This window comes from Sporolactobacillus sp. Y61, from assembly GCF_040529185.1.
GTDB lineage: Bacteria > Bacillota > Bacilli > Bacillales > Sporolactobacillaceae > Sporolactobacillus.
This window is the reverse complement of record NZ_CP159510.1, coordinates 1,433,242-1,444,553: the sequence shown is the minus strand read 5'-3', so window position 1 is coordinate 1,444,553 and position 11,312 is coordinate 1,433,242. Positions and strand designations below refer to the sequence as shown.

Genomic DNA, 11,312 nt, shown 5'->3' with positions numbered 1-11,312 from the left:
TCCTCCCAGAAGTATCAGGCTTCCCGTTCATCATTTCCCCGACGTTCCGGAACTGCCGGTACGGCTTCCCGCTTTATCCTGTGCCGCGGATGTGTCCGGAGCCGTGCTGCTCCCCGTGGAACCGGCACTTGACCCGCTTGTCTCTTCATCAGGGGATCCACCGTCGTTGCCCGTTTCGGAATCGGCCGGCCGGGCCGCTCCATCCGCCGGCGAACTTTCTCCACTGCCCAGGATTTCGCTATATTTTTTCAGCTCTGAATCGATACTCTGAAGACGTTCCTGCTTCTGTTTGCCGTTCATGGACAGGTTATCCTGAAGGGCCGCTTTCTCCTTTAACAGGCCGTACGCAATCAGCATCCGGTCATTTAATGAACGGGCTGTATTGAGCGCACCCGACGTTTCCCCTCTTCCGGTCTGAATCCAGTACCGGTAATACAAAGGGTTGCTCTGAAGCGTCAGATCGTTCAAAATAGTGTTCTGCTGCGACTCGGTCAGTGCCTCATTTTTCACATAGGAGACGGCAAGCTCATATCGGACAACTTTCGGCATCTGATCCTCATCCACCGGGTCCAGTACAGTGACCACATCACTGTACTGGTCCTGCAGATAATGCTCATGACTCTGCTCGAACAGATCCTGTCTCGGCATCTGAATGATGAAAGCATAAACCGTCAGGATGATCAGCGGAATCAATAACACGACAGTCCCGGTCATTACACTATTTTTGACCCTGTTCCTTTTTTTCGGAAGCCTTATACTCCGTTTCTCTTCGCCAATTTCCTTTCTCCGCTCTTTCTCAACAAGGCCTAACATCGATTGAAAAGTGGTGCATCGCAGAATATCTTTGACAAAGCGTGTGGTTTTTGCCGCAAAATCAAATTTCAAATATGTATCAAAAGGATGGGCAGGATCAAAGAGGAGGGCTGCCACTGCCTTCACCTGCCGCAATGACTCTTCCTCCTGATATGAAACAGGAGGAAGACTGTCTTTTATTCCATAATGAAGAAAAACAGGTTCAAACCCGGGCGTAAAGAAGATATTTTCAGGAAAACAGGACGGGATCACCCGCTGATTTCGATAGCAAGCAAAGAAGTGAATCAGATTGCTGGCAAATATCAGACGTTCTGTTGCTGTCTCCTGCTTTAAATCTGAAAAGGGTCTCAGAGTCTTTTCGGGTCCGGCAATAATAACGATTTCATCTTCATTTGTCTCGATCTTCCGTTCGACCCCGTCGTCAATGCTCCCCAGCGCACCGAGCTCATCAGCCTGGCGAAGCGGTATCTTTACCCGCTGAAAGGTCAGCACGTATTTCCCTTCTTTGAACTCTGCCTGTGCTTCATATTTTGATTGAAAAAAGCTCTCTTCCTGTGGCATGATGTCACTCCTCACAATACGGTGAGTTTATCTCCGCTTGAAATCTTTTTATCGCGTAAGACTTCATATCCGCGAATCATCTGAGCCTTATTGGACACGCGTACCCAATAACCGGGTCGCGGCGGATCACTGATCCCGTTAATCTTCCAGACCGTCTGAATCAGCTGCCTGACCGGCTGCCTGTCCGAGATCCGTAAATCAAGTGAAGGCCTGTGATAATGCGACAGATCAACCGTGATATTGATATACATGCCCTCACCCCTCATCATGGTTTTGTCAAGCCGATTCATCCTTTATCTATAAAAGACCGAAACCCCGGATGAGGTCTCGGCCCTTTTGGATCTTTTATCCGTTGATCTGACCGGCAATTCGCTGATCGGTTTCTTCAAGAATGTTCGCCGTCTGCGCCAGCTGCCTGTTGATGTCATCCAAAAGCTGCTGCATTTGCTGGAAAGAGGGGCGAAGCCGGATATACTGATCCCGGAATGCCTGGCTTGAAGAGCCCTCCCAGACCTGTCCCAGCTGATCAATCATCCCGTTCAGACGTCCGATCATATCTCCCGCGTTCGCCGATTCCTGTCCGTATTTCGCCGCGAAACTGCGTAATTCTTCCGGTGTAAGCCTGATCTGTCCTGCCATGAAAAAACCTCCTCGGGTTATTGCACAACTTGGTGTGCGTATATTATGATGAATCCACCATAAAGCGGATTGATCGCTGAGCATTTTTCAACAGAAGTTTTCCGGATTATTTGAAAAACATGCGACTTTTCTGTGACGCTTATGTGAAGTAAGCACTTTCTTTCTCACATTATAAAACACATAAATTCCAGAAGGGCACCGCCATAAGTCACGAAAAACCCCGAAAAATCCCGCACGCTGAAAGAAATATCATGAAAACAGTATGGATTTATCAGGCCTTTTTCCCCATTTGGCATTCCGTATCGTCCCCAGATAAGTGATTCAGCTTCACGATACATGTATTCACACTTCGGATTTTTCCGGGGCGCAGGTGTCGATCCCGGGGACGTTATGTGGGGCAGGCAGCATCGATGTGTTTCTCACTCTGGCTGAGCAACTTGAACGGCTGGCCTGTCCGGTCGCAGGTGTTCAGTGCATGGCCGGACGTCTTCATTCATTCATTCATGCTGCGCACCATTTTGTAGGCTGCGCCGCCCTGGCAGAATTTCTATTAAGCAAAAAACAGCACCCTCATCCCAATGTGAGGGTGCTGCTCGAATGGTGTCCAAAAGATTGACTTAAATCCAATGGGCTCCAAATTATTAGAAATTCAAGGTAGTAGAGTGCCTTTTTTATACATCTTTATTCACAGGTTTGAAAGCCTTAAAATCAGAAACAATATTTTCCAATTGTACCTTCTCCATCCCTATTGAAGGCGGCCATCGAAATAGGCCACTCGTGCCAAAAAGTAGGCCATGTTCTGCCACAACATGAGCCACCTTCTGCAAGTAAATAGACCAGGAGGCAGATGGTGAGCCCCGTCAGTTTCTGCGCTGTTCCCTTTCCCTATCTTGAGAGAGTATCCACTTTCTCTGAGAACCTGGCAAGGGTAAAGGCTCCGCCCTCCCTACGGTCGCCCTTGTCAGAACCTCAAAGAAAATGGTCGTAGTAGTTAGATAGGGAAGGGCCAGAACCGGCCATCTATTGATGAATCTTACTAGGATTTTTCTCTAATTTTTCCACCGCCAATCATCATGATCGAAATCTTCGAAATAGCGGCCTGTTCACTGGGCGTGGACAAAAGGCATTATTCAATACCTATGGATCAAATTATGGCAGAAGGTGGACTAATTCTTGGCATTAGGTGGCCTATTTTTTGGCAAAAGGGGGCCGATGACGTGGCCACCGTCACCTATAATCATTGAGTTAATTTAACATTTGGATAGGTACTCTTTAACTGTTCAGTAATCATACTTCCGGCCATTTTAATTTGTTCGGTAACTAATTCTTTTTTTATAACTCACCATATTCCTTAATTACCGCTTGATTTGCACAATACAACATGAATCTATTAATTAACTCATCAACTTTTTCTTTACTTGCAATTTGTCTTATCCACTTTTCCGGGATAGCATCCATTTTATAGTAAATCCCCGCCAAACTTCCAGTAATAGAAGCTATCGTATCTGTATCTCCACCTAAATTAACTGCCTTTAATACCGCTCCTTCAAAGGTCTTTGTTGTACCTAAACACCAAATAGCTGCTTCCAGTGTATCCACTACATATCCACTTGATTTTATTTCATTTTCTTTTAAGTCAAAAAAACCGTCTTGAAAAATTCTCTTATAACTCTCTAACTCTTTTCTATATACATGATTTTCATTGAAATTTGTTTTGAACAGTTTCTCTATTCCTGAAATAGATAAATTAATGGAATTGTTTAAATACATTGCGATTAACAGCTGAATATAGATAATCGAGCCGACTATTGATCTTGGATGCGCATGTGTCAACTCCGTATACTTTTTAATTACATTACACTTTTCAATAAAGTTAAAATTGCTACATAATATAAATGCTAAAGGCGCAATTCTCATTAGAGCACCATTTCCATTGTCATACTCTTCTTTGCCACCGCATTGACTGGGTGATGATCCCCCCAGGAAACGGTTTACCGCTTCTATTGTAGTGTTTCCAATATCAAACATTGCACCATATGGGGTTAGATACCCCTCTTCTTTATATTTTACAAATTTCCGTAACAATGAAGCTTCATCACCATTTTCCACAATATTCTCCATTAAGCAAAACGTTAATGAGGAATCATCTGACCATGTCCCTTTAGGTTGATTATAGGTTCCATAACCTTCCATATCGGCAATAGTGAAAGTCCCTCTTTTTTTAAATTCTACTGGTACCCCTAAACAATCCCCAATTACTAAACCATACAAAGTAGGATAAATTCTATTTTTAATATTCAATTTTAAATAACTTTTATTGTCATCTTCCCATCGATCCACCATTCTCCTGCTCATAGAATGACCTCCTACTTTGAATTTAAAATTAAATCCATTATTACCTTAACATTACCAAAACTATCCACTTTGGTGTCTGAAATTAGAAATTCTTGCCCTGCATTAAGTAAAAATTCTGCTTCTATCGGGTAGTTGCTTACTTGATTTAACATTCCTCCAGTAGTTCCTTTAGGCAGATTAATTTCCCAAGACACATTTAAGTGATTAAAAGCTGCTCTTTGTTCGACAGAAGTACTTAAAAATGCATACTCTTTAAAAGTTTTTCCAATTAAAGTGTGCCAATTATATTCTCCAGTTAATTGATCTATCTCTAATAATTGTTCAAAAGGTCTTGAGTCAGTCCCTCTATAAACAGTAATATCTTGAGGTAACTTAATCGCTTCTTCGCTGATTAAAATGAATGAACCTGGAAATACTGGAAACTACCTAATTAAAAACGACAGGTGGTTTTCAAATGTTAGTAGAATTCAATGACCTGGAAAACTTATTCCATATTACAGAACCCTGGTACGTTCATGACTGTATCTTCAACGAAAGCCAAAAAAAGTTGGATGTTTATTTAAAAGTCTACAAAGAAGCGCTGTTATCGTGTCCAAACTGTGGTGCCGGACACCAGCCGATCTATGATATCGCTGATTACGATCGTACGTGGAGGCATCTGAACTTTTTAGAATACCCCTGCTACATCCACGCGGAACATCCGAGGACAGATTGTAAAAAGTGTGGTAAAAAACAGCGGGTGGAAATTCCATGGGCCATCAAGCCCCGTGCGGGTTTTACCAAACTTTTTGATGCCTGGATTATGAAATTGGTTAAAGATATGCCGATGAACGCGGTCAGCCGTCTGGTCGGTGAACATGATACCCGACTATGGCGGATTCTGCATCATTATGTAGATCACGCTTTAGCTGTTCAGGACTTGTCCCAGGTGACAAAGATTAATACCGACGAGACCTCCTCAAAGCGCGGGCACAATTATATTACGATCTTTGTGGATTCCGAAAAGAAAAATGTCATCCACGTCGCCAAAGGGAAAGATGCCGAGACATGGAGAGCCTGTAAAGAAAAACTCGAAGCCCATGGGGGCCGTGTCCAAAACGTCACAGAAGTCTGCATGGATATGTCTGCGGCCTTTATTAAAAGGGCTTCCGACTACTTTCCGGACGCGTCGATTACCTTTGACAAGTTCCATGTGATTCAGGAAGCCAACCGGGCGGTCGATGTCGTACGCCGGAACGAACGGAATCGTTGTGCCGATTTAAAGAATACGCGTTATATCTGGCTGAAGAACGAGAAGAACCTGACGAAAAAGCATAAAAAACCCTCGATAAGTTGAAGGACAGCGAACTGGATACAGCCAAGGCCTACCGCATGCGCCTGTGCCAGCATACCAGGAGAGTAGATAAATAAAATTAAAGACTTTTAGGGGGTTAAGATTTGTATGGGTAATACAATTGAAGTGAAATTTATAAGCGTAGATAATGCAAACAAGCTCATACCCCAAATTAGAAAATATAGTGGCGAATCGATTAGTAAAGTTAAAAAACAAATTGAAAATCAACTTCCTGTTTTGACTTGGGATTATTTAAAGACTCCAGAGAAGCTGCAAGATTTGTTAGATACTATTAAAAGTTTTGAAAAAATATAATGTATCGCTGGAGATAACACAAGTATTACGTCAAACAAAAAGACAGATAGATGAAACCACAGTTGAAGAGCTGATTAAACTCGACTTCGACAGTTTCTAGGTACACAAAAGTCCGAAAAAAGGCGACAGGTAGCCTGTTTTCGGACTTTTAATTTTTATATGTGTGTATCTAGGATTTAAGGTCGATTCGACATATCTTTCGAGGGACCTTTATCCCAAGAGCCTTAATGATTTCATGCTGTTTTGCGGTGATTTCCGTCCTTTGATAGAAGTCTCCTTTTTTTGAAGAAAATTTGCCCAGAACCATCTGATCCATGGTATGTTTCAGTTTTGGCCAGGTTTCACCGGTCTTCAGTTCCGCCAGCCGAATAAGAAGCAGAGCCAGCCAGTTCAGTAAAACGTGCGTCTTAATCCGATCCTCGATCCGATGGTACATCGGTCGAAGACAGAGTGTAGACTTTAAGGTTCGGAATCCATTTTCTACAGCCATCAGGTTCTTGTATCCCAGCGCCACTTCTTCTGCGGACAGGGTATCATCCGATGTTCGAATCAGGTATTTCCCGTCATAACGCGCCGCATCTCGAAGCGCCTGCCGATTAATTCTCAGCTGCCCGTCCTTCAGCTGGCGAAGATAACGACCATAAAGCTTATGTGACCGCAGGGCACAGGCCGCTTTGGTATGCTTCTTTTCAGGCAACTGATGTAAGTCTTCCAGAGCCATCTCCAAATCACGAACCAGTCGTTCCCGCTGTTTCTTATCTTTCTCTGCTTCTTTTGAGTTGTAGGCGAGGATAAAACGCTGCCGCTTTTCTCCGTCCCCGACGACAATCTCCTTAACCTCAAGATGGTTGCGAACCTTTTGATAACGTCCCTTGCGGGACATCGCTTCATCCACAATTTTCTTACCGGAACGCATGGGCTCACCAACAATATAATGCCCTCCGGCACGCTGCAGCGTCGTTAGATTGTCCTCCGTGGAAAAGCCACGGTCCATCACACTGATCACCCGTCCCAGCTTCCAGCCAACTAAATCCTTTTTGGCCTCTTCAACGACTGTTTTATCCGCCGTGTTACCTGGCCAGACCCAGCATCGGATGGGCAAGCCTTCCTTCGTAACGGCCATGCCGATGACCACCTGCAGCAGATCCGGACGTTTGTCTTTGGAATAGCCCAGCTTTCGCAGATTTTCCTTTTCCGGAGCTTTCTGGGGCTCAACCTCAAAGTAGGACGAGGTTGTATCAAAATAGATCAGGTCGACTTCAAGATTCAGTAGATTCGCTGTCGAAAAATAAACCTGTTCCTCCAGCTGGCTGCGCATTTCCAGAAGTAAATCCATGGCACGGTAAAACTGATGGACATGTGCCTCATTGAGTCCAGGCAGTGCCACTTCATCCTGTATCCACTCCTCAAGCCCCAGCTTGCTTGATTGGATCCAGAGCTCGATTGGCTACCGTAGCGAAGATGAGTCGTTCGACGTCGATATCATGTTTACGACCCGCCAATAATTCATGAATGATCTGGTCCATGCTCAGCATTTTCCAGAGCTGATCCAGTGTCCAGACTCCACCCAGCCTTTTGGATGCTTTGAAAGCAAAATCAGCCGCCTGACCAATCTCAGACTGAGCCCGCAGGGCTTCTTCAGGAGAGAGATACCTTGAAATGCTTTCCACCAGCCGACGGAGCGCGTCAACATCCAGTTGATCCTCGCGACCGAACGAATAAATCACCCTTGCTTTGGCATATTTGGCCTTGGAATCCCACTCATTTTGAGCCAGCTGCAGATAGGCTACTGTACGACCATCTTTATTTTTTCGAGAAACCCTTCGTAAGTACATGCCTATATTATATTACAGGTGAGTTTCAACATCAAGCATGGTTATCCACAGATGTGTGCCTATGGATAACTTTTAGATGACCTATTATACACATGTGGATAATTTAAAAAAATTCCTAGGACACGGGATTCCTTTAATCGCTCACTTGAAAGATTGTGCCTACAACTGTCGAAGTCGAGTTAAAAGAGATAAAACAATTGAAATACAAATACTAGAATATGATGATGATATTCTTAGCTAAAATTAAGGCTCTTCGCTAAAACCCGTGAAATAGGACAAAGTTTGGTAAAGTAGTTTCCAGATAATCTATGAAAATCGGACAAGGGAACGGGTTCAATTGCTCGCTCCACGTTCACCGTCTGATGCCTGAATAAACCTCTCCAGAATGGACAGACTAATCCATGGACAAGGGAACGGGTTCGGTTGTGAGCGATACGTGGCTCCGCACTGATGCCTGTTCTTTTATTTTTGTGCGAAGTCTAATTTCCCGGCAAGCAGATAGACCATGGCGATGATATTCTTATCGGAGCGGTAGCCTCTGGCTTTCCGCTTCGCGGCCTGGAATAGGCTGTTGATACCTTCCAATATCCCATTGTTGAGTTGGGATTGGAACCACCTGACCACACCGCCGTAATGCTTTTTCAGTGTCTTTGCGAGATCCACCATGGGGGCCAGCCGGCAGCGCAGGCCCCATTGGATCCAGTCTTCAAGCACCGCCGGTGCAATTTGAGCCGGATATTTGTAGATCTCCTGAAGGCATAGGCGCATGCGGTAGGCTTTGGCTGTATCCAGTTCGCTGTCCTTCAACTTATCGAGGGTTTCTTTCTGCTTTTTCGTCAGGTTCTTCTCGTTCTTCAGCCAGATATAACGCGTATTCTTTAAATCGGCACAACGATTCCGTTCGTTCCGGCGTACGACATCGACCGCCCGGTTGGCTTCCTGAATCACATGGAACTTGTCAAAGGTAATCGACGCGTCCGGAAAGTAGTCGGAAGCCCCTTTAATAAAGGCCGCAGACATATCCATGCAGACTTCTGTGACGTTTTGGGTACAGCGCCCATAAGCCTCAAGTTTTTCTTTACAGGCTCTCTATATCTCGGCATCTTTTCCTTCGGTTATTCCGAGGTACATAATTAAACGACGATAGTTAATCGGATAAATGCTATCAATTTAGAAATTCTAACATTGTTTTATAAAAATAATCACAAGCCTCATCTTCTGAGTTAAATTTCTTTAACTGTGATTTCAACCCGCGCTCGCTATAATATACTTCCCAAACATTATTTTCTTTATTGTTATTTAAACAAAATGCTTCATTGGGCAACCCTCCATTTAATTTGTATAAATCCACAGGAATATTAGCAGTAGTTAACAATTGCTGTAATTCATTTTTTTTCATAATCATTTTCCTATCCTTCCAATTATTCCTTTATTTATTAAACTTCTTACTGATTGATTCAGCTCATATTGAATGCCGTGACCTGATTCATCAAACCATGGAGCAATTTTTCCAACTTGCACTTCTATTGGTTTTCTTATTACATAAACCTTATATGGCTTTAAATATGTTTCAGGAGTTAATGAGCGCATTTCATATGGAACTCCATAAGGTGAAACAAACGTTCCAGCTTCGTAACCAAATCTATCGATAATTGTACCAGGCTTCATTGTTGTAGTTTCAGACTTGCCCAATCTGAATTCTCTTGTAATATTATTCGTTAAAACACGTTTTTTCGGTTATTCACATGGTATTACTTTCGAATGGTTTTTAGATTATTAGTCACTTTAGATTCTATTTCGAAAATAAAATCCGCAAAGATGCATTAAATCATGTACTCTTACGGTTCTTTAGCAAAGCTAATTTATTTATAAGATATCATAATTTTCACTTCGCCATTTTTCATATCAGTATAGGAAGTAGCACTTCCCCAACTTCGATTAAAAGTCAATGCATTTGTTTTTTCTTCAAATGGTCTCCCTAATTGTCGTAAGATCCACCTATCGTGTGCTTCTCTTTTTTTCTCGTATCTATAATTTGACCAATCATTATATGAGTTTTGAAATGTTTCATTAGCATCACTTAATTCGATAATTTTCATTCGATTGTCATCAAAAATAACATTTATCCAAAATGATACACCATCAATTCTACTTATAAATTTATTATGCAATAACTCTTGAAAATCAGGGATAAAAATTTGTTCTAAGCCGCCTTTTCCAAACTGTGGATTTGCTTTTGCAAAACCATTTGCTCCTTTTAAATCAGCATTCAATCTATATGCTCCCATTTTCTCTCTGTAAATCGCTTTATCCATACCTTCAGCAAAAAAAGTTTTACTTGTAAGCCCTCAAAGAGTTTTTGCGCATCCTTTCCGGATTCCAAGATAACCTCATTTTTCGAAAAATACCACGAAGTATATGGCTCTCCTGCGCATAGTACAGTACCCTTTGAATAAAATTTATCTACATATTCATTTATTCCAAAATAAGGAGTACTTCCCTGCTAGTTTCTCGCATAATCAGATGGACTATAGTCTTCTAACATTCTTCTTAACTGTGGCCTATTAATTTCAGCGTGTAATTCACTTGCAGACATTGCTCCAAATTTATTATGCAAATAATCTAATCTGTTTGTATATCTTCCATGGTTAGATCTATCTATTTCAATACCATGAACTTCATTTTTTCTTAAACCTTCAATTTTGTTTTCAATCACTTCATCTGCCTTGTTAACATTCGTATCACTTTTCGCCAATCGCTGCGTCTTCGCTATACCCTCTGCATCATCACTCACTTTCGCAAGATCATCGGACGCCCCGTCCATTGCCGGTTTCCATTGACTTGAGCTGACTGATGCTTTTGTATCGCGGACAATTTTGGCTACATGTGCTTTAAACGCTTGACTTTGCTCATGCACACTCGCTTTTTGTCTGCAATATTTAGCCAACTGCCGTGTTTCGGCGTATAGTGAATGTCCAGTTTATCCAAAATTCGTCTGGCTTCGGCCGGCGGATACTTTTTATACAACGAGCTGATGCGATGCGTGTTCAGATTGTCCATAACCAGAACTATTTTCTCGGCTTGGGGATATAAATCATCAACTAAATGATGCACCACTTCGGCAAAGTCCACCGCTGTCCGAGTCGGTCTGACATCGACATATTGCTTGCCGGTCAAGGGTTCAATAAGTCCGAAGATAGAACAGGAACCTTTTCGTTCATATTCATAGTCGATTTTGCGTGGGCTTTTGTTTTTGATCGGTAAGGGTTTAACTTTATCCGCATGCATCATGTAGGTCTTTTCATCCAGACAGATTAACGGCTTTTGTGGATCATACGGTTGCGAATAGACGTCCAGCACGTCCTCCATATGTGCTACAAAATCGGCGTCTTGTTTCTTGGGGATCGCTCAGTAGTCATCACGGTGAGGTTTAAGTTCGTTTTTTTTAACATCCGACCGAT

12 protein-coding genes and 2 pseudogenes are annotated in these 11,312 nt (G+C 42.7%); 2 read left to right on the top strand and 12 right to left on the bottom strand.

Annotated elements, in window-relative coordinates:
• Positions 1-30: 30 nt before the first annotated feature.
• The 5 genes from essB to ABNN70_RS06950 form a co-directional block, all read right to left on the bottom strand.
• Positions 31-1,374, bottom strand: a complete 1,344-nt coding sequence (gene essB, locus ABNN70_RS06970) for a type VII secretion protein EssB (RefSeq protein WP_353949248.1) — start codon at positions 1,372-1,374, stop codon at positions 31-33.
• Between the two features lie 11 nt (positions 1,375-1,385).
• Complete coding sequence (locus ABNN70_RS06965; RefSeq protein ID WP_165364330.1) at positions 1,386-1,625, bottom strand: EsaB/YukD family protein; 240 nt, start codon at positions 1,623-1,625, stop codon at positions 1,386-1,388.
• 94 nt (positions 1,626-1,719) lie between these two features.
• The gene (locus tag ABNN70_RS06960; RefSeq protein WP_129930558.1) at positions 1,720-2,013 is read right to left on the bottom strand and encodes a WXG100 family type VII secretion target; all 294 of its coding nucleotides are present in this window, start codon (positions 2,011-2,013) and stop codon (positions 1,720-1,722) included.
• Between the two features lie 1,332 nt (positions 2,014-3,345).
• Positions 3,346-4,368, bottom strand: a complete 1,023-nt coding sequence (locus ABNN70_RS06955) for an ADP-ribosylglycohydrolase family protein (RefSeq protein ID WP_353949247.1) — start codon at positions 4,366-4,368, stop codon at positions 3,346-3,348.
• 11 nt (positions 4,369-4,379) lie between these two features.
• Positions 4,380-4,745, bottom strand: a complete 366-nt coding sequence (locus ABNN70_RS06950; RefSeq protein WP_353949397.1) for an ADP-ribosyltransferase — start codon at positions 4,743-4,745, stop codon at positions 4,380-4,382.
• A 77-nt stretch (positions 4,746-4,822) separates the two neighbouring features.
• On the opposite strand from ABNN70_RS06950, the gene ABNN70_RS06945 reads away from it, so the two are divergent.
• Together ABNN70_RS06945 and ABNN70_RS06940 are read left to right on the top strand one after the other, a co-directional pair.
• Complete coding sequence (locus ABNN70_RS06945) at positions 4,823-5,704, top strand: ISL3 family transposase (protein WP_353949246.1); 882 nt, start codon at positions 4,823-4,825, stop codon at positions 5,702-5,704.
• A gap of 105 nt (positions 5,705-5,809) precedes the next feature.
• Positions 5,810-6,016 (top strand): hypothetical protein, encoded by a 207-nt coding sequence (locus ABNN70_RS06940; RefSeq protein ID WP_353949245.1) that lies wholly within the window; start codon positions 5,810-5,812, stop codon positions 6,014-6,016.
• A gap of 169 nt (positions 6,017-6,185) precedes the next feature.
• Here ABNN70_RS06940 and ABNN70_RS06935 read toward each other — a convergent pair.
• The 7 genes and pseudogenes from ABNN70_RS06935 to ABNN70_RS06905 form a co-directional block, all read right to left on the bottom strand.
• Positions 6,186-7,851: pseudogene (locus tag ABNN70_RS06935) on the bottom strand (IS1634 family transposase).
• Positions 7,852-8,313: 462 nt separating this feature from the next.
• Positions 8,314-8,892 (bottom strand): annotated as a pseudogene (locus tag ABNN70_RS06930) (transposase); the annotation flags it as partial.
• Positions 8,893-9,016: 124 nt separating this feature from the next.
• The gene (locus tag ABNN70_RS06925) at positions 9,017-9,256 is read right to left on the bottom strand and encodes a hypothetical protein (protein ID WP_353949244.1); all 240 of its coding nucleotides are present in this window, start codon (positions 9,254-9,256) and stop codon (positions 9,017-9,019) included.
• A complete protein-coding gene (locus ABNN70_RS06920; RefSeq protein ID WP_353949243.1) occupies positions 9,253-9,543 on the bottom strand; it encodes a TNT domain-containing protein in 291 nt (96 codons plus the stop codon). The genes ABNN70_RS06925 and ABNN70_RS06920 overlap by 4 nt, the downstream gene beginning before the upstream one ends.
• 170 nt (positions 9,544-9,713) lie before the next feature.
• Entirely contained in the window at positions 9,714-10,166 is a 453-nt protein-coding gene (locus ABNN70_RS06915; protein WP_353949242.1) for a hypothetical protein, read from the bottom strand.
• A 188-nt stretch (positions 10,167-10,354) separates the two neighbouring features.
• Complete coding sequence (locus ABNN70_RS06910) at positions 10,355-10,645, bottom strand: hypothetical protein (protein WP_353949241.1); 291 nt, start codon at positions 10,643-10,645, stop codon at positions 10,355-10,357.
• An 86-nt stretch (positions 10,646-10,731) separates the two neighbouring features.
• Positions 10,732-11,256, bottom strand: coding sequence for an IS630 family transposase (locus tag ABNN70_RS06905; protein WP_353949396.1), 525 nt, complete (start codon positions 11,254-11,256; stop codon positions 10,732-10,734).
• Positions 11,257-11,312: the final 56 nt, after the last annotated feature.

Excerpts from the sequence above, each read along its gene's own strand:
- ABNN70_RS06955 (WP_353949247.1), bottom strand. The coding sequence starts at position 4,368 with ATGAGCAGGAGAATGGTGGATCGATGGGAAGATGACAATAAAAGTTAT.
- ABNN70_RS06915 (WP_353949242.1), bottom strand. The coding sequence starts at position 10,166 with ATGGATAAAGCGATTTACAGAGAGAAAATGGGAGCATATAGATTGAAT.
- ABNN70_RS06925 (WP_353949244.1), bottom strand. The coding sequence starts at position 9,256 with ATGATTATGAAAAAAAATGAATTACAGCAATTGTTAACTACTGCTAAT.
- ABNN70_RS06960 (WP_129930558.1), bottom strand. The coding sequence starts at position 2,013 with ATGGCAGGACAGATCAGGCTTACACCGGAAGAATTACGCAGTTTCGCG.
- ABNN70_RS06945 (WP_353949246.1), top strand. The coding sequence starts at position 4,823 with ATGTTAGTAGAATTCAATGACCTGGAAAACTTATTCCATATTACAGAA.
- essB (WP_353949248.1), bottom strand. The coding sequence starts at position 1,374 with ATGCCACAGGAAGAGAGCTTTTTTCAATCAAAATATGAAGCACAGGCA.
- ABNN70_RS06965 (WP_165364330.1), bottom strand. The coding sequence starts at position 1,625 with ATGTATATCAATATCACGGTTGATCTGTCGCATTATCACAGGCCTTCA.
- ABNN70_RS06940 (WP_353949245.1), top strand. The coding sequence starts at position 5,810 with ATGGGTAATACAATTGAAGTGAAATTTATAAGCGTAGATAATGCAAAC.